This window comes from Streptomyces sp. SM18 (genome assembly GCF_002910775.2).
Lineage (GTDB): Bacteria > Actinomycetota > Actinomycetes > Streptomycetales > Streptomycetaceae > Streptomyces > Streptomyces halstedii.
The window spans coordinates 7,617,885-7,635,406 of sequence record NZ_CP029342.1 but is presented as its reverse complement, the minus strand read 5'-3'; the positions used below and the strand labels follow the sequence as shown (position 1 = coordinate 7,635,406).

Genomic DNA, 17,522 nt, shown 5'->3' with positions numbered 1-17,522 from the left:
GGCGCTCCGGAGCCGGGGCCGGAGGAGACAGGTGTGGCACACCCGGGCGACGGGTTCGACAATTGGGGTCGACGGGCCGCCACGCCGAGGACCCCCCGCCGGACGATCTCGGAGCAGGCATGACCGACTCTGCACGGCAAGCGGGAGACAGCGCGATCCCACCGCTGTTCCGGTTCGTCCCGGGTCCGGGCGGTGACACCGGGACCGCGACGCGTCTCGCGCTGAACCGGACCGGCAGTTTCGAGTGGGACCTGGCGGCGGGGACCCTGGACATCGACGAAGCGGGCCTGGCGGTCTTCGGCGTGGACCCGGTGGCGTTCGCGGCACGGCCGTCGATCGTGGTGGAGCGGCTGGATCCCGGGGAGCGTGCCCGGCTGGCCGTCACGATCGACGAGGCCCTCACCGGTGGGAGCGGCTCCTACAGCATCCACTTCCGTGTGCCGTTGCCCGACGGTGCCCGACAGTGGACCCATGTGCAGGGGATGATCATGCGTTCCGGGGACGGGCGGGCACACCGTGTGGTCGGTGTGGTGCGGGACGCGACGGCGGAGGTCACGCATTCGGCGTTCGTGCTGGATCTGGAGGAGCGGCGCAGGCGACAGACCGACATCGTCGAACGGACGACGGCGGCGCTGTCACGTGCGATGACGGTGGACGACGTCACCGCCGCGCTCACCGGTCCTGGCGGTCTGGCCATGCTGGGGGCGGACGGACTGGCGCTGGGCCTGGTGGAGGGGTCCACGCTCGACATCATCGCGTTGAGCGGTGAGACGCTGGAGGCGTTCGACGGACCGGGGTCCGGGGACCTCGACGCGGGGCTGCCGCTGGGGGACACGGTCCTCAGCGGCCGCCCCCGGTTCGTCACGTCGGTCCCCGAGCTGGCCCGTCGCTATCCCGTGCTCCAGCCGCACGTGGACGGGCCGGGAATCCGGGCCGCCGCCTATCTCCCGCTGGTCGCCCACGCGCGGCCGCTGGGCGCGCTCGCCCTGTTCTACGGCGAACGCACGGACTTCAGCGCCGACGAACGGATCCTCTACCTGGGGCTGGCCGCCATCGTGGCCCAGTCCCTGCAACGGGCCATGCTGTACGACGAGGAGCGGGAGTTCGCCACCGGTCTCCAGTCGGCCATGCTCCCCCGGCGGATCCAGGCGGTCGAGGGCGGGGAGATCGCGGTCCGGTACCACGCGGCGTGGAGCGGCCGGGACGTCGGCGGCGACTGGTACGACGTGGTCACGCTGCCCAGGAGCCGTGTCGGCGTGGTGGTGGGCGATGTGCAGGGTCATGACACGCATGCCGCCGCGATCATGGGACAGCTGCGCATCGTCCTGCGTGCCTACGCCGCCGAGGGGCACCCTCCGGCGACGGTGATGGCCCGCGTCTCCCGGTTCCTGGCCGAGCTGGACACCGACCGCTTCGCCACGTGCACCTACGCGCAGGTGGACCTCGCCACGGGTGCCGTGCGTCTGGCCCGCGCCGGGCACTTCGGTCCGCTCGTACGGCACACCGACGGCCGGGTGGGCTCCCCGCAGGTGCGCGGCGGGCTCCCGCTGGGGATCTCGACCGAGTTCGTGGACGAGGAGTTCCCGGAGACCCGTATCGACCTGCTTCCGGGCGAGTCCCTCGTCCTGTACACCGACGGCCTGGTGGAAGAGCCTGGCGCCGGCCTCGACCAGGGGATGGCCGCCCTCGCCCGGGAGGTGAGCGAGGGGCCGGAGGGCGCCGAGGACCTGGCCGACCATCTGTCGGCCAGACTGTGGGAGCGCTGGGGCGCGGGGGACGACGTCGCTCTCCTGGTCCTGCGGCGCGGTCCGGACGTCGACCCGGTACGGGCTCCACGGCTGCGCCAGTACATCCACCAGGCCGATCCGGAAGGGCTTTCGGAGGCCCGGACGATCGTGCGCAAGGCCCTGACCGACTGGGACATGGCGGAACTCGCGGACGACGCGGAGCTGGTGACCGGTGAACTGCTGGTCAACGTGCTGCTGCACACGGAGGGTGGCGCCGTCCTCACCCTGGAGGTCCTGCCGGAACCCGTACGGCGGATCAGGCTCTCGGTGCAGGACCGTTCCAGCGTGTGGCCGCGGCGGCGCGCTCCGGGCGAGACGTCGACGTCGGGGCGGGGTCTGCTGCTCCTGGACGCGGTCACCGCGCGGTGGGGCATCGAACCGCGTGGGGAGGGCAAGGCCGTCTGGTGCGAGATCGGTCCGACCGCCCGGCGGCCCTTCGGGACGGGACGCGGCGGGGGCGTACCGCATCGGATCTGATGCGGTACGCCCCCGCCCGGTCCGCCACGCACCGCGCGGCGGACCGGGGTCGCGTGACGTCAGTGCTGCGTGGCGCGGCGCTTACGGACGGACCACAGGATGCCGCCACCGGCGAGCAGCACCGCTACGGCGGCGCCACCGATGACCGGCGTGGCCGACGAGGAGCCGGTCTCCGCCAGGTCGGGCGCGCTGGAGCTCGACTCGGCCGGGGCCGGCGCGGCCTCGGACGCGGTCTCACTCGGAGTGGCGGTCGGCTCGGTCGCCGGCGGCTCCGTGCTCGGCGCCTCGGACGGCGCCTCCTCGCTCGGGGTCGCGGTCGGCGGCTCCGTGGTCGGGGCCTGGGACGGCGTGTTGTCCTCGCACACCGGAGCCGTCTTGGTGTCCTCGACCGAGTACCGGTCGTTGTCGCCCGCCTTCACGACGAGACGGACGGTCAGCTCCTTGTCGTGCGCGGGGAGCTGCAGGGGCGTGCTCGTGCGGTACTCCCGGCCGAACTTCGTGGTGGGAAGCAGGACGTCACCGCCTTCGACGGAGACGGTCACCTCGTTCTCGGCCTTGGCCGAGTAAGCCGTGAGGTTGAGCGTGACTTCGGAGCAGTTCACGGCCCAGGTGGGGGTATGAGCTGCGGCCGGTGAGGCGAACACGATGCCGCCCGCCAGGCCGGCAACCGCGGCGGCCGCGAACACTCCCGCGCCGCGCCGCGATCTCCTGGGTATGGTCATGGATTCTTCCTCCGTACAGATGCACCGCCCAGATGGCGGTGGAGCGCACAGTACTGCCAGGTGTCCCGGCCACCCCACCCACCCCGCACACCATTGGTTGAACCAACCAGCCCCAGACCGACGCGACTTACGACATGACGGGCGCGCGGGTCCCGTGGGGCCGGGGACCGGCCGTCCGAAGATGGCCGGAAGCTGTCGCTCCCGGAGGGCGTCGACGGTTTCTTGTGAGGCCTCAGAGGGCCTTGTGCATGATGTGCAGTCCGACGTAACCCTTCGTGGGATGCTTGAAGCCCTCGGGCAGGGTGCCCAGTACCTCGAAGCCGAGCGAGCGGTACAGGGCCACGGCCCGGGTGTTGGTCTCCACCACGGCGTTGAACTGCATGGCGCGGTATCCGGCCGCACGCGCCCAGCCCACGGTGTACTCGCACAACGCCCGGCCCACGCCCTGGCCGGAGTGCCGGGGATCGACCATGTAGCTGGCGCTCGCGATGTGCGAGCCGTTGCCCATGTGGTTGCGGTTCATCTTGGCGGTGCCCAGGACCGTGCCCGCCTCGTCCACCGCCACGACCGTGCGGTTCGGCTCGGTGACGCACCACCAGCCGCGTGCCTCCTCCTCCCCCAGGTGAAGGGGGTAGGTGAAGGTCTCACCCGCGCGGACGATGTCATGGAAGAAGGGCCAGACGGCGGGCCAGTCGTCCTCGGTGGCTTCCCTGATCAGCATGGGGGCCAACCTGCCGCCCCTGGGAGGCCGTCCGCAAGGTGTTAACGGTCCCGGCCCGACGGAAGCGGCCGGGCGGCCCTGCCCGGACCGAGACGGGAGAGCAGCCGGAGGCGGAGCCCCGGGCGCGGACCGGTGGGGCGGCCGTGACCACCGCGGCCCTCCCTGCCGACAGACCGGGGCGGCACCCGGGGACCCGATGGCACCGCTGCCGGTCCGCACCGTGGGCGGCCGTCACCCGGGCGCGGCGCGGGGCGGCACTCACGCGCCCGGTCCAGCTCCATGATCAGGTTCACCCGGCACCAGAGGATCTCGTCCGGATCGTCGGCCGGCATCAGCTGCTCCATCGCCTCCCTGCCGGACACCGACCCGGGACGCCCGAAGGCGCCGGCCGGACGCATCCGTACCAGGTAGGCCCTCTCGTAGGGGTCGTCCACCACCTCGGCGAGCTGGACCGGGTCCAGGGCCGAGGCCCGCACGGCCGCGCGGGCCCATGGGTCCGCCGTCCGGCTCAGCAAGCGGCCCGTCCTGTGTGCGCGCCAGTTCCGCGCGCGCCGGTCGCCGCCGGCCTTCAGCACGGCCCGCATTCCGTCCGGAGCCCTCCCGCTGAGCAGCTCCGGCTCCCTGGCGGCGAATACCGTGAGCTCCTCCACGAGGTAGAGCCAGACCACCGCCCGGTAGTGGTTGAGGGAGAAGGCGACGGGTGACACGCAGCCGACGCGTGCCAGTCCGGTGAACCGGACGGGGCTGATGCCCAGCAGGGCGGCCGCCTCGGCCGTCCCGGCCGTGCGCACCGTGTCGCGCGGCGAGTCGGGGAATCCGGCCGTGGCGCGGAGCCGGTCGATCTCGGCTCGGCCGACGCGTGGGTTCCCGCCGCCCGGCGGAGCCTCCGTGCCGATCAGGCCGAGATGCACGGCGAGGTCGAACTCACCGCGTTTCAGGCCGAGTTTTTGGGCGGCCCGACCCGAGGCGACCGTGGCCGCGGGGCCCGCGGCAGCAGGTCCGGCGGTCCTCGGGTCCGACGCGTGCTCGCGGGCCGTACGCCTCCGACGATTCGTGTACGTCCCCGTGGTGCGCCCGCAGGTGGCTTCCGTGGCGGTCATGGCTGTCTCCCCCGCATGGTCGGATACTGTCTGTCACCAGATTAATCCGTACGGCAACCAGCGGGGCCGGCCTGTGGACAACTCCTCGTACCGGAGCGAAACCCCTGGTCAGGGGGTGGCTCAGAAACTGCCGAAGGGTTCGGCGCTCTGCCGGTCCGTCACGCCGAGGTGCTCGCCCACACGGTTGACCATGAGGGTCATCTCGTAGGCGACCCGGCCGACGTCGGCCTCCGCCGCGCTCAGTACGCACAGGCAGCTCCCGTCTCCGGCCGCGGTGACGAAGAGCATCGCCTCGTCGAACTCCACCATGGTCTGGCGCGCCCGCCCCGCCCCGAAGTGCCGCCCCGAACCCCTGGCCAGGCTCTGCAGGCCGGAGGAGACGGCCGCCAGATGTTCCGCGTCCTCGCGGGCCAGGCTCGTGCTCGCTCCGGTCACCAGTCCGTCGTTCGACAGGACGAGCGCGTGCCGTATCTGCTCCACCCTGCTGGTGAGATCGTCTAGGAGCCAGTCAAGTCCCCGGTCCAGCGCCATGTACGCGTCCTCCCCGTTCGCCCGTTCCCCACGTCGTGCGCAAGCCTCGCGCACACCTTCGTCACGGGCAAGCGTCCACCTGTCACCGGGGCGTCGCTTCGCGCCACGGCCGTCCGACGCCCGAAGATGGGCATATGGCACATCACATGACTCAGGACGAATGGCGCGCCTTCCTCTCGGAGGGCACCCGCACCGGCAAAGTGGCGACCGTACGCGCGGACGGCAGCCCGCACATCGCTCCGGTCTGGTTCCTGCTCGACGGGGACGATCTGGTCTTCAACACCGGCGAGGAGACCGTGAAGGGCCGCAACCTCGCGCGTGACGGCCGGGTGTCGGTCTGCGTCGACGACGACCGGCCGCCGTTCGCGTTCGCCGTGGTCCAAGGACACGCGGAACTCAGTGAGGACCTCGTCGAGGTCCAGAAGTGGGCGACCAGGATCGCGGCCCGGTACGTGGGCCAGGAAGCGGCCGAGGAGTTCGGGGCCCGTAACGGGGTGGCCGGGGAACTGCTCGTACGCGTACGCGTCGACAAGGTCGTGGCGATGGCGGAGGTGGCGGATTAGGGCGTGCCCGGCGTGACCGGCCGGTCCGGGGACGCCGGGCCGGTGCGTCGTACCGCCCCGGCGTCCCCACGGACCGGGCGGGGGCGGCGGCCTGACGGTCGCGGGCCTTGACCGTACGCGCCGCACGCGTCCGCCCCGTCGCCGGTACGCGATCATGTCTCCATGACCGACGCGCACACGCATGTCCAGGAGTTCTTCTCCGCGCGAGCGGCGGACTGGGACAGCCGGTTCCCGCAGGACGGGCCCGCCTACGCGGCCGCCGTCGCCGATCTGGGGCCGCGCCCCGGGGACGCCGTACTCGACGCCGGCTGCGGGACGGCCCGCGCGCTGCCCGCCCTGCGCGCGGCCGTGGGCGCCCACGGCCTGGTGCTGGGGGCCGACCTGACGCCCGCGATGCTCGACGCGGCGGTTCGGGCCGGACGGTCCGCGCACGGAGCGCTGGTCCTCGCCGACGTCGCCCGGCTGCCGCTCCGTGACGGGGTGCTGGACGCGGTGTTCGCGGCCGGTCTGATCTCGCATCTCGCCCGCCCCGAAGAGGATCTGCGCGAACTGGCCCGGGTGGTGCGCCCCGGCGGTCGGCTGGCCCTGTTCCACCCGATCGGCCGGGCGGCCCTGGCCGCTCGGCACGGCCGCCGGATCACCGCCGACGACCTGCGGGCGGAGCCCAGTCTCGCGCCGGTGCTGGCCCGTTCGGGGTGGCGGATCCGCTCCTACACGGATGAGGACGACCGTTTCCTGGTGATCGCCACACGCGAGGCGTGACGCCGCCGTCCCGCTCGACGACGGGCGAGAGGCGACCGACCGACGTGCGGGCGGGCGAGGTGCGGGCGAGCGAGGGGCGGGCAGGGCAGCAGCTCCGGCCGAGGTGTCCCCCGCTGCCCGTCCTCACTCCGCCGGAGCGGCGGAGGGCCGTCCGTGCGGGACCGGGCAGCCGCCGCTACCAGGGGTGGGAAAGGTACCGAGCCGGGCGACTTCGTACCCCTGGGGGTAGCCCTTGATCTCCCGGTTCTGGCGGGCGTAGTGAGGGGTGGTGCGCGGCGGCAGCAGCCGGACGGCACGGGCCCGCAGGCGCAGGGCCCCGCGGGTCAGCTTCCGGGCGAGCGGGCCGGGAGGGTCGTAGCGGAAGGCGCGCAGCAGCGAGTCGTCGAGCAGGGCGAGACTGGCCGCGCGCACGACGGGGGCGAGGGGCGCCGGGTACCAGGAACCCATGAGGGCCAGCGTGGCGTCGGAGACCTCACGGCCGCCCGCGTCCCACCCGAAGTGCTCGGCCTCGTAGGAGTCGAGGGTGCGTTCGAAGTCCTCGTACGTGCGCGGCAGGTCCTTGATGCCCATATGGCTGCCGAGGGTGCGGTAGTACGCGGCGAAGGCCCGCAGTTCGTGGCCGGACAGCGGACGCCACCCGTAGGTGTCGAGCCAGCGCTTGGGGGTCACGACGAAGGTGCACAGTACGTAGCGCATGTCGTCGTTGCTGATGTCGTAGCCGCGGTGCATCCGGTTGACGCGGCGGATCGCGGTACGTCCCGCCTCGCTGTCGAAGCCGTGCTCCACGACGGTGTCGAGGAGCAGTGCGGTGTCGTCGTACCGCTTCTGGGAACGCTCCGTCAGTTCGGCGGTCCGCGCGAGCAGTCGGCCGATGCTGGGGACGGCGTAGGTGCGGTACAGCGCGAGTTCGAGTGCGCGGGTGACGTCCCAGGGGAACTCGTACGTCACGGTGAGCCGGTAGATCTCCAGGAAGTCCCGCTCGGGGTCGAGTCGCTGGATCTCCTTGAGCCTGTCGTACCGCGTCGCCATGCTGCTCCCTCGTCGGCCGGAGGGCTCCACCTTACGGTCGGTGGCCCGGCGGGCACCACGCCTCGAAGGGGTGGCGGGCGCCCGCCTCCGACCGGACCGGGGCCGGGCGTCACCGTCCGGCTGCCGCTCGCCTGGCCCTCGACGGCGACGTTACCGAGTGGTTAGGGTGCGCCGACGGTACCGGGGGACGACGGATGAGACGACGGACGGGGAGGGTGCTGTGGCCGCGACAAACGACACGGTCGCCGACGACGACGCGCTGTACGTGCTGACCGCGGTGCTGCTGACCCCCGCGCAGTACCCCGGCGTACTGGGGGACGACTACGTGGCCGCGTGCTCCTCGCTGGCCCTCGAACCGTATGTCGAGGGGTACGGTCTCGTGCTCGGCCAGGACGGTGGGGGCGCCCGGTGGACCGTGGTCGTGGACGACGTGTCCCTGGTGGCCGTCGCCATCGCCTCCTGGGACTGCGGTATGGAGTACGACCTGTCCCCCGACGGCCGCTCGGTGGTGAGCGCCCTGCCCGGCTGGCCGCTGGCGCTGGCCGTCGCCGCCCCCGGCGTGCCCGAGCCGCACGACCCCGCGCCTGGTCCCGAGGGGAGCGGTCCGGTGCCGCTGACACCGCCGGACCCGGAGTGCTGGGGGCCGGCGCAGCGCCGCCAGGGTGCCGACGAGGTCGCGTCACGGTGGGCCGTCTGGCGCGGTCGGGTCGAGGAGGGCACCGTCCGCCGGGCCGACGGCACGAGCGGAGACCAGCACGGGGACGAAGGTGAGGGAGGCACAGCCCGGGACGTGGTGAAGACGCCGGACGGGGCGGCGCCGCGCCGGGAAGAGGGTGGTGGGTCGCTTCGGCATCCGGGGGTGCGCCGGGCCCTTTCCGAGGCCCGCGCCTATCTCACCGATCCGCCCCCGCCGGGCCGGATACGCTCGGCCTTCGCGCCGGGGGCGGCGCGGACCCTGCGGGTCGACGGCCCCGGCTGGTCGCTGGTCGCCAGGACCGACGACATGGCCTTCGTGCTGCTGGACGAGGAGCCGGGCGAGGTCCTGCCGGTCGGCCGGGGACCGGAACTGCCCGGTCTGCTCCGGTCGCTCGACGCGTTGGCCGCCCGTCCCGTCTGACCTGTGGCGATGACGCTCAGGGCCCGGACGGAACAGGGCGGATCGCGGACGCGCCGTGGCGTGCCGTCCCGCTCAGCGCCCTATCTCCTTGCGGCTGATCCTGCGGAGCCTGCGCCGCTGTGAGGGGTCGAGCATCAGGTATCCGACCGTGGGTACGCCGATGAGGACCAGCAGCGACCACCAGAACCCGATGAAAGGGATCAGGACGACTGCCGCGACGACTCCCCCGATGGCGATCTTTGCACCGTTCGACATGATCCGTGCCTCCTCCGCGGCCGGAGCCGCTTCTGTATATGACAACGCCTGGACCCGCCCGTCGGTTCCCGGGCGGGCGGGGACAGCCCTCAGCGCAGTGGTTCACCGACGTCGTGCATGTGCCGCAGCGCCTGCCGGTACGACTCCACGAGGCCGGTCTCGGCGTACGGCATCCCGATCTCCGCGCAGCGGGCCTTCACCAGGGGCTGGGCCAGACGCAGGTGGGGCCGGGGCATGCTCGGGAAGAGGTGGTGCTCGATCTGGTAGTTGAGGCCGCCCAGGAACCAGTCGGTGAGCACGGCCCCGCGCACGTTGCGTGAGGTGAGGACCTGGCGCCGCATGTGGCCCCAGCGGGGGCCGTCCGGGTCGGGCATCTCCATGCCCTTGTGGTTCGGCGCGAAGGCCATGCCCAGGTGGAGGCCGAATAGCGCGTGGTGCGCCAGGGCGAAGACGACGGCTTTCCCGGGTGACATGACGGTGAGGAGCAGGGTCGCGTACAGCCCGAGGTGGGCGGCGAGCAGCAGGCCGCAGAGCGCGCGCTCGCGGACGGGCTGGCGGCGCAGGAACTGGAAGCCGTAGATCTTCAGGGCGATGCCTTCGAGGAGCAGCATCGGGAAGAAGAGCCGGGCCTGGTTGCGGGTGAGCCACCGGGCGAAGCCCTCACGCCGGGCGGCCTGCTTCTGGGTCCACACCAGGGCTCCGACCCCCACGTCGGGGTCCTTGTCGACATGGTTGGGATTGGCGTGGTGGCGTACGTGCTTGTCGTTCCACCAGGCCTCGTTCATCCCGAGGAGCACGTTGGCGTGCAGGAGCCCGATGATCCGGGAGACCGTGCGGTCGCCCGTTATCTGGGAGTGGCCCGCGTCGTGTCCGACGAAGGCGGTACGGGTCCACAGGACGGCCAGCGGCAGGGTGAGCAACAGGTTCCACCAGGTGTCCCCGACGAAGGCGATCGCCGTGACCACCCCGGCCAGGGCGGCCAGGTTGGCGGCGATTCCCAGGGCGTACCAGCCCGTGCGGCGTTCCAGGAGTCCTTGTCCCCTGACGGTCCTCAGGAGCGGCGCGAAGTCGCTCCCGGAGGTTTCGGACGGGCCCGCGGACCCGGTGGTGGAACTGGTGGGACCGGTGGGACCGGGACATGCCTGGCCCGCCGGCCCGTCCTGTGGGGGCTGCGCGACGTCGGCTGTGGCCTGGGGCATGATGTCTCCGGTTTTCTGGGCAACGGCGCTGACCTCACCCAACGTACGGACGGCGGTCGCCGCCCGGCCATGGCGCTTTCACCCCTGTTCGGCGGGGGAGTTCACCCCGGCCGCAGGGGGGCCAGCCCCCGTGTCCCGGGTGGTGCCGGAGGAACCCGGGGACACCGGCCGGTGACCGGCCGGTGCGGTCCGTCGTGCGCTCGTGCGCGGAAAGGGCCGCGGGTGAGGTACCCTCGGCGCCCTCGACCTCCACTAGTCAAATTTGAGGAATTCGACATCGCTGTGCACAGCTTCCCCGTGGCAACGCTCACCGAGACCGACGGGCTGTCCCGCTGCCCCGCGGTCTTCCTCCCCGCGGATCCGGCGCGGACCGGCCTGATGGCCTTCTGGGACCAGGACGGCGGTGCTCCGCCGGGTGGGCCCGGGAGCACAGGCGAGATCACCGTCGTCGGTGGCGACGCCCGCCCTCGCACGGTCCCCGCGCTGCTCGTGCCCGTGGGCCACGCCCTGCCGGTCCTGACCCGGGCCCGCACCCGCCCCGACGCCTCCCCCGCGGCCGCGTTCTGGGGAGCCGCGGCGGTCCTGGCCCTGCAGTTCGTGGCGCGGGGGCTGCTGCTGCCGGGCCTGAGCGCCGCCGACCACGACGCGTGGCGCGTCGGCCCGCTGACCGCCGAGGACCTGGAGCGCGTCCGGGTCCTCGCGGCCTCCATGCCGCCGACCGCCCACGCGGTCCCGCTCGACGCCGCGTCGGATCCGGTGATGCTGCCCGGACCGGAGTCCGTGCTGCGGTCGTTCGTGGACGCCGTCGCCGACACGCTGCCGCGCTCCCCCGGCGCCTCACGGGTCGCCGGTGGACCGGCTTTCGCCGCCACGGCCCCGCACCACCTGCCGCGCCTGCGGCCGTGGGCCACCGACGTGGCGGCGGGTCATGACGCGGGGGTGCGGCTGTCACTGCGCGTCGAGGTCGCGGGCCTCAACCCGCCGGACGACGACGGCCCCGGCCCCTCGTTCCGTGCCGTCCTGCAGATCCACAGCGTCCAGGACCCCACGCTGGTCGCCGACGCGGCGGACGTCTGGGACGACCGCTCCCCCGCGGCCCCGCTGTTCGGCCCGCGGGCCAGGATGGACGCCCTGCTGGCGCTGCGCCGGGCCGCCGGGGCCTGGCCGCCGCTGGCGCCCCTGCTGTCGGCCGCGGTGCCGGACGCGGTGGAGCCCGCCGACGAGGAGATCGCGGAACTGCTCGGCCCCGCCTCACGGGCGCTCGCCGCCACGGGCATGCGGGTGCACTGGCCCAGGGAACTGGCGGCCGGGACACTCACCGCGCGTGCCGTGATCGGCCCTCCCGACGAGCGGGACGACGGCGCGAAGGGCGCGTCCGGCCGGCGCGACGGTTCCCAGGCGCCTTCCTTCCTCTCGGCGGACGCGCTGCTCGCGTTCGACTGGTCGTTCGCGCTCGGTGACCGGACCTTGAGCCGGGACGAGCTCGACCGGCTCGCCGAGGCGGGCAGGCCGCTGGTCCGGCTGCGCGACCAGTGGGTCCTGATCGACCCGGAGGAGGTCCGTCGCGCCCGGGGGACCAGGGACCGCGAGGTCACCCCCATCGACGCCCTGAGCGCCGTGCTGACCGGAACCACCGAGGTCGACGGGCGGCGGGTCGACGTGGCCGCGACCGGCTGGCTCGAACGGCTGCGCGCACGCATCGCCGACCCGGAGGCACACCAGGAGTCCGCGGTGGCTCAGCCGCCGGCACTGGCCGCGAGCCTGCGCGACTACCAGCTGCGGGGACTGGACTGGCTGCACTCCATGACGTCCCTGGGACTCGGCGGCTGCCTCGCGGACGACATGGGGCTCGGCAAGACCGTCACGCTCATCGCCCTGCACCTGCACCGTCAGGGCGTCGAGGAGGCCGCGGGGCCCACGCTCGTGGTCGGTCCGACCTCCCTGATGGGCAACTGGCAGCGCGAGATCGAGAAGTTCGCCCCGGGTACACCCGTCCGCCGCTTCCACGGGGCGTCGCGCTCCCTGGAGGGCGTCCAGGACGGCGAGTTCGTCCTCACCACCTACGGCACCATGCGCCTGGACGCGGCCCGGCTCGCGGGGACGTCCTGGGGCCTGGTCGTCGCGGACGAGGCGCAGCACGTCAAGAACCCGCACTCGGCCACCGCCCGGCAGTTGCGCACGATCGGCGGGCGGGCGCGTGTCGCGCTCACCGGCACCCCCGTGGAGAACAACCTCTCCGAACTGTGGGCGATCCTCGACTGGACCACCCCCGGACTGCTCGGCCGCCTGGGGACGTTCCGTACCCGGTACGCGAGCGCGGTGGAGGGCGGGAACGACCCGGCGGCCGCGGAACGCCTCTCCGCGCTCGTCCGCCCGTTTCTGCTCCGCCGCCGCAAGTCCGACCCCGGCATCGCCCCGGAGTTGCCGCCGAAGACGGAGACGGACCGCGCGGTCTCCCTCACCCCGGAGCAGACGGGTCTGTACGAGGCGGTGGTACGCGAGACGCTGGCCGAGATCTCCGGCGCCGACGGCTTCGCGCGGCGCGGGCTCGTCATGAAGCTGCTGACGGCGCTCAAGCAGATCTGCAACCATCCGGCGCAGTACCTCAAGGAGGAGCGGCCCCGGATCGCGGACCGGTCGGGGAAGGTCGAACTGCTGGACGAACTGCTGGACACGATCCTGGCCGAGGGCGCGAGCGTCCTGGTGTTCACCCAGTACGTGCGGATGGCGCGGCTGCTGGAAGAGCATCTCGCGGCGCGCGGGGTGCGTACGCAGTTCCTGCACGGCGGTACGCCGGTCGCCGGGCGGGAGGCCATGGTGAACCGCTTCCAGGCCGGCGAGGCCCCGGTGTTCCTGCTGTCGCTCAAGGCGGCGGGCACGGGGCTCAACCTGACCCGGGCCGGTCATGTGGTGCACTTCGACCGCTGGTGGAACCCGGCGGTGGAGGCCCAGGCCACGGACCGCGCGTACCGGATCGGCCAGACCCAGCCGGTGCAGGTGCACCGGCTGATCGCCGAGGGGACCGTCGAGGACCGGATCGCCGGCATGCTCGCGCGCAAACAGGGGCTCGCGGACGCCGTGCTCGGCGCGGGTGAGAGCGCGCTGACGGAACTGACGGACGCGGAACTGGCCGATCTGGTCGAGCTGCGAGGGGGCACACGATGAACACCGATGACGAGCCGGAGCGCACGTTCTCCGCGATGCCGCCCGCCCATGGACGTGGCTTCGCCTCGTCCTGGTGGGGGCAGGCGTGGCTGCGGGCGCTGGAGGAGACCGCGCTGGACGGTCAGCAGCTCAAGCGGGGGCGCCTGCTGGCCAGGGAGGGGCGGGTGGGCGCGGTCTCGGTGCGGCCGGGCCGCGTCACGGCCGTCGTCCAGGACCGCGACGGGACGGCGTACCGCGGCGACGTGCTGCTCCAGCGGCTGAGCGCGCGGGAGTGGGACCGCTTCCTGGACATGGCGTCCGAACGCTCCGGGCACATCGCCGCGCTGCTCGACCGGGAGATGCCCACGCACCTGGTGGAGGACGCGGCGGCGGCCGGGGTGCACCTGCTTCCGGGCATCGGGGACCTGGAGCCCGAGTGCGGCTGCGAGGCGTGGGACCACTGCCCGCACACGGGCGCCCTGTGCTACCAGGTGGCCCGGTTGCTGGACCAGGACCCGTTCGTCCTGCTGCTGTTGCGGGGGCGGTCGGAGCGGCAACTGCTCGACGAACTCCAGGTGCGCAGCGCCGCCCGGGTCGTCCGCGCTCCCCGGGACGAGGGGGCGTCCGGGGCCTCCGGTCCGCCGTCCGGCATCCGGGCCGACGAGGCGTTCGCCGCGCGGGACATCCTCCCGCCGCTGCCCGCTTTGCCGCCGCTGCCCCAGGCCCCGGGCTCTCCCCCGTCGCTGGAGACGGAGACCGGTCCGATGGCGGACGTGGACCCCGGGGCACTGGAGCTGCTGGCGGCCGACAGCGCGGTGCGGGCCTTCGCGATGCTGGCGGACGCCCTGGCCGACGGTCACGCATTGCGGCCCCCGGCCTCGGATCTGACCCCGGATCAGGACGCGGTACGCCTGGTGAGCGCCACCCGTCCGGACACCCGGACCCTGGCACGCGTCGCCGCGGCCTCGGGCCGGCAGCGGGCCGACCTCGACGCCGCGGTGTCGGCCTGGCGGTTCGGCGGGGCCGCGGCGCTGGCCGTGTACGACGAGGAGTGGGCGCCCGGCCCGCACGAACTGGCCCGCGCGCGGGCGGCGCTCGCCGGGGCCTGGGAGGACGGTGACGCCCCGCGCCTGAGGCCGTCGCACAACCGCTGGACGGTGGTGGGTGCGGGCACGCAGCTGCGCTACGGGCGGGACGGGCGCTGGTGGCCGTACCGCAAGGAGCGGGGCCGTTGGGTGCCGGCCGGCCCGGCGGGCGAGGATCCGGCGGGCGTGCTGGCCGGCGTGTCCACCGCTGCGGGCGGGGATGCCTGACAACGCCTCCCGGGGCGCGGGGGAATCGTTCCTCCGCGCCCCGCCCACGGTTCCGTACGCCGCCGTCTTCCGCCACCCGGGTGACGGCCGTACGGTGGTGCGGCCCGGTACCGGACGACGTGGTCCGGAGTACGGACACCGCCCCGGCGGCGGACCGGGCCACCCCCCACGACCACCGACAGGAGCACGATGAACCGCAGGAGAATCCTTCAGGGCGCCGCGGTCACGGCCACGGCGGCGCTGTTACCCGCCTCGGTCCGCGCCGTGGCGGCCTCGACCGCCGGGACGGACTACGCCCTGGCCCACTCCGCACCGGCGTCCACGTCCAACTACACGGTGTCGAGCCGCCCTTCCGCGTACCCGGTCGACTTCGTCGTCATCCACGTCACCCAGGAGACGTTCACGCAGACGCTGAACATCTTCCAGAACCCCGCCAAGCAGGTGTCCGCCCACTACGTGGTGCGTTCGGGTGACGGCTACATCGCCCAGTGCGTGCGCGAGAAGGACATCGCCTGGCACGCGGGGAACTGGGACTACAACACACGCAGCATCGGCATCGAGCACGAGGGCTGGGTGGATCAGCCCGCGTACTTCACGCACTCCCTGTACGAGCAGTCGGCCCGGCTCACCGCGGACATCTGCGACCGGTACGGCGTGCCCAAGGACCGCGCCCACATCATCGGCCACCACGAGGTTCCCGGCAGCGACCACACCGACCCGGGGGTGAACTGGGACTGGGTGCGCTACATACGCCTGGTCAACCTGCTCTGACGCCCTGATTGGCCCGGGGCCGGTGCGGAAGGCGTCGCCCATGCGCATGCGCGCACACGCTCGGTCCGGCACCGGACACGGTGCTGCCCTCCCCCGCCGAGCTGAGGCAGCCTCAGGTGTGCCTTCCCCGCGACGCCTACTTCTCGGCGACCGAGGACATCCCGGTCGAGGAGGCCGTGGGGCGGGTCGCCGCCGAGATGATGACCCCGTACCCGCCGGGCATCCCGGCCGTCGTCCCCGGTGAGCGGCTGACCGAACCCGTGCTGCGCCATCTGCGTACGGGGATCGAGGCGGGGATACCCCCTGCTGCGTACCGTGCGTGTCCGCGCGGACGGGGACGGCCCCTGAGATCGTTCACGGTCCGGGCCCGGGTGGCCCCTCGCCACCGCCCGTTCCGTGCTTCCGGAGGCGGTCGGCAGGGGTCGCGCCACCTGACCGGTCCGTCGGGGAAGTCCCGGACGCCCGGTCGGCCGTGTCGGGCCCGGCGGCCGGCATCACGGCTCCGCCGCGCAGTCGCTCCAGGTCGGAGGCGCGTACCTGGACGACGAACAGGGCGACCGTCGCGGCGACGACGGCGAACACGACGGAGACGACGAAGGCGGTCGAGACGCCCGTGGCGAGCACCTGGTCGCTGTACGCGTGCGGGAGCCGCCCGGTCCGGCGGAACTGGAGCCGCTCGGCCGGGGTCGCCCGGGAGAGGAAGCGGGACACCTGGTCGGAGGCCTCGTTGCGGCTGGCGGTGCCGAAGACGGTGACCAGGATCGACAGCCCGAGGGAGCCGCCCACCTGCTGGGTCGCGTTGAGCACTCCGGAGGCCGCGCCCGCCTCCCTGGGCACCACACCCGACACGGCCATCAGCGTCAACGACACGAACTGCATGCCCATGCCGGTTCCGAAGACCAGGATCGGCCCGAGGATGCTCCCGGCGTACGTGCTGTGGACGTCGGTGCGCGAGAGCCACGCGAGGCCTCCCGCGACGAGGACCGCACCCGTCACCATGAACGGCTTGGGACCCCACCTCGGCAGCAGGCGTGAGGCGAATCCGGCGCTGAGGGCGATGAGCACGCTCACGGGGAGGAAGGAGAGGCCGGTGCGCAACGGGCTGAAGCCCAGGACGTCCTGGACGAAGAGGGTGAGGAAGAAGAACATCCCGAACATCGCCGCGGCGAGGCACAGCATCATCGCGTAGGCCCCGGCGCGGTTGCGGTCGCGGAACATCTTCAGGGGGGTGATGGGCTGCTTCGACCGGCGCTCCACCGTGATGAAGAGGGCGAGGAAGACCACGGCACCCACGAAGGCCGCGACGGTCAGCGTGTTGCTCCAGCCCTTCTCCGACGCGCGGATGAAGCCGTAGACGAGCAGCACCATTCCGAGGGTGGAGGCGAGGGCGCCGACGAGGTCGAAGTGCCCCGGGTGGCGCTCGGACTCCCTGATGTAACGCGGCGTCGCCAGGGCGATAAGCGCGCCGATGGGCACGTTGACGAACAGGACCCACCGCCAGTCGAGCCATTCCACGAGCACCCCGCCCATCAGCAGGCCGATCGCGCTGCCGCCCGCCGACACACCGGCGAACACCCCGAACGCCCTGTTCCGCTCCGGGCCTTCACGGAACGTGGTGGTGATGAGGGACAGGGCCGTCGGGGACGCGATGGCACCGCCGACCCCCTGCAGGGCGCGTGCGGCGAGCAGTTGCCAGGGCTCCTGGGAGAGTCCGCCGAGGAACGAGGCGGACACGAAGAGCAGGACGCCGAAGATGAACACCCTGCGGCGTCCGAGGATGTCCCCGAGCCGCCCTCCGAGCAGGAGCAGACCGCCGAACGTCAGGGTGTACGCGTTGATCACCCAGGACAGGTTCTCGGTGGAGAACCCGAGGGCGGACTGGATGTGCGGAAGGGCGATGTTCACGATGGTGACGTCGAGGACCACCATCAACTGGCACGAGGCGATGACGAACAGGGCGATGCCCTTGCCGTGACCCCGCTGCGGGGTTCCGGCACTTCTCTGGGGTGCCGCGTGGGAGTCGTTCATGGC

15 protein-coding genes and 1 pseudogene are annotated in these 17,522 nt (G+C 72.9%); 8 read left to right on the top strand and 8 right to left on the bottom strand.

Going from position 1 to position 17,522, the window contains the following annotated elements:
- Positions 1-119 precede the first annotated feature (119 nt).
- On the top strand, positions 120-2,264 hold the full coding sequence (locus B9S64_RS33750) for a SpoIIE family protein phosphatase (RefSeq protein WP_109492196.1): 2,145 nt from the start codon (positions 120-122) through the stop codon (positions 2,262-2,264).
- A 59-nt stretch (positions 2,265-2,323) separates the two neighbouring features.
- Here the strand turns inward: B9S64_RS33750 and B9S64_RS33745 are convergent, their stop codons facing one another.
- The 4 genes from B9S64_RS33745 to B9S64_RS33730 form a co-directional block, all read right to left on the bottom strand.
- Complete coding sequence (locus B9S64_RS33745) at positions 2,324-2,986, bottom strand: LAETG motif-containing sortase-dependent surface protein (protein ID WP_103491148.1); 663 nt, start codon at positions 2,984-2,986, stop codon at positions 2,324-2,326.
- Between the two features lie 232 nt (positions 2,987-3,218).
- Positions 3,219-3,707: a GNAT family N-acetyltransferase gene (locus B9S64_RS33740; protein WP_103491139.1), complete on the bottom strand. Its 489-nt coding sequence runs from the start codon at positions 3,705-3,707 to the stop codon at positions 3,219-3,221.
- Between the two features lie 41 nt (positions 3,708-3,748).
- Complete coding sequence (locus B9S64_RS33735) at positions 3,749-4,807, bottom strand: DUF6397 family protein (RefSeq protein WP_103491138.1); 1,059 nt, start codon at positions 4,805-4,807, stop codon at positions 3,749-3,751.
- 120 nt (positions 4,808-4,927) lie between these two features.
- Positions 4,928-5,338 carry a roadblock/LC7 domain-containing protein gene (locus tag B9S64_RS33730; protein ID WP_028442281.1) on the bottom strand — a complete coding sequence of 137 codons (411 nt, stop codon included), beginning with the start codon at positions 5,336-5,338 and terminating at the stop codon, positions 4,928-4,930.
- A gap of 134 nt (positions 5,339-5,472) precedes the next feature.
- Between B9S64_RS33730 and B9S64_RS33725 the strand changes: the two genes are divergently transcribed.
- Positions 5,473-5,901, top strand: a complete 429-nt coding sequence (locus B9S64_RS33725; protein ID WP_103491137.1) for a PPOX class F420-dependent oxidoreductase — start codon at positions 5,473-5,475, stop codon at positions 5,899-5,901.
- Between the two features lie 162 nt (positions 5,902-6,063).
- Entirely contained in the window at positions 6,064-6,663 is a 600-nt protein-coding gene (locus tag B9S64_RS33720; protein WP_109492195.1) for a class I SAM-dependent methyltransferase, read from the top strand.
- Between the two features lie 123 nt (positions 6,664-6,786).
- Here the strand turns inward: B9S64_RS33720 and B9S64_RS33715 are convergent, their stop codons facing one another.
- Positions 6,787-7,692: an oxygenase MpaB family protein gene (locus B9S64_RS33715; protein ID WP_103490777.1), complete on the bottom strand. Its 906-nt coding sequence runs from the start codon at positions 7,690-7,692 to the stop codon at positions 6,787-6,789.
- 220 nt (positions 7,693-7,912) lie between these two features.
- On the opposite strand from B9S64_RS33715, the gene B9S64_RS33710 reads away from it, so the two are divergent.
- Positions 7,913-8,809 carry a hypothetical protein gene (locus tag B9S64_RS33710; protein ID WP_103490776.1) on the top strand — a complete coding sequence of 299 codons (897 nt, stop codon included), beginning with the start codon at positions 7,913-7,915 and terminating at the stop codon, positions 8,807-8,809.
- 72 nt (positions 8,810-8,881) lie between these two features.
- Here B9S64_RS33710 and B9S64_RS33705 read toward each other — a convergent pair whose 3' ends face one another.
- Together B9S64_RS33705 and B9S64_RS33700 are read right to left on the bottom strand one after the other, a co-directional pair.
- Complete coding sequence (locus B9S64_RS33705; protein WP_028442276.1) at positions 8,882-9,064, bottom strand: hypothetical protein; 183 nt, start codon at positions 9,062-9,064, stop codon at positions 8,882-8,884.
- A gap of 89 nt (positions 9,065-9,153) precedes the next feature.
- Positions 9,154-10,263 carry an acyl-CoA desaturase gene (locus tag B9S64_RS33700; RefSeq protein WP_103490775.1) on the bottom strand — a complete coding sequence of 370 codons (1,110 nt, stop codon included), beginning with the start codon at positions 10,261-10,263 and terminating at the stop codon, positions 9,154-9,156.
- A gap of 282 nt (positions 10,264-10,545) precedes the next feature.
- Here B9S64_RS33700 and B9S64_RS33695 point away from each other — a divergent pair, with 282 nt between their 5' ends.
- From B9S64_RS33695 to B9S64_RS33680, 4 genes and pseudogenes are all read left to right on the top strand, one after another.
- On the top strand, positions 10,546-13,428 hold the full coding sequence (locus tag B9S64_RS33695) for a DEAD/DEAH box helicase (RefSeq protein WP_103490774.1): 2,883 nt from the start codon (positions 10,546-10,548) through the stop codon (positions 13,426-13,428).
- A complete protein-coding gene (locus tag B9S64_RS33690) occupies positions 13,425-14,720 on the top strand; it encodes an SWF or SNF family helicase (protein WP_109492194.1) in 1,296 nt (431 codons plus the stop codon). The genes B9S64_RS33695 and B9S64_RS33690 overlap by 4 nt, the downstream gene beginning before the upstream one ends.
- Before the next feature lie 189 nt (positions 14,721-14,909).
- A complete protein-coding gene (locus tag B9S64_RS33685; protein ID WP_103490773.1) occupies positions 14,910-15,491 on the top strand; it encodes an N-acetylmuramoyl-L-alanine amidase in 582 nt (193 codons plus the stop codon).
- Between the two features lie 50 nt (positions 15,492-15,541).
- Positions 15,542-15,839, top strand: a pseudogene (locus tag B9S64_RS33680) (ornithine decarboxylase); the annotation flags it as partial.
- Between the two features lie 6 nt (positions 15,840-15,845).
- Here B9S64_RS33680 and B9S64_RS33675 read toward each other — a convergent pair.
- Positions 15,846-17,519, bottom strand: a complete 1,674-nt coding sequence (locus B9S64_RS33675) for an MFS transporter (protein WP_103490772.1) — start codon at positions 17,517-17,519, stop codon at positions 15,846-15,848.
- Positions 17,520-17,522: the final 3 nt, after the last annotated feature.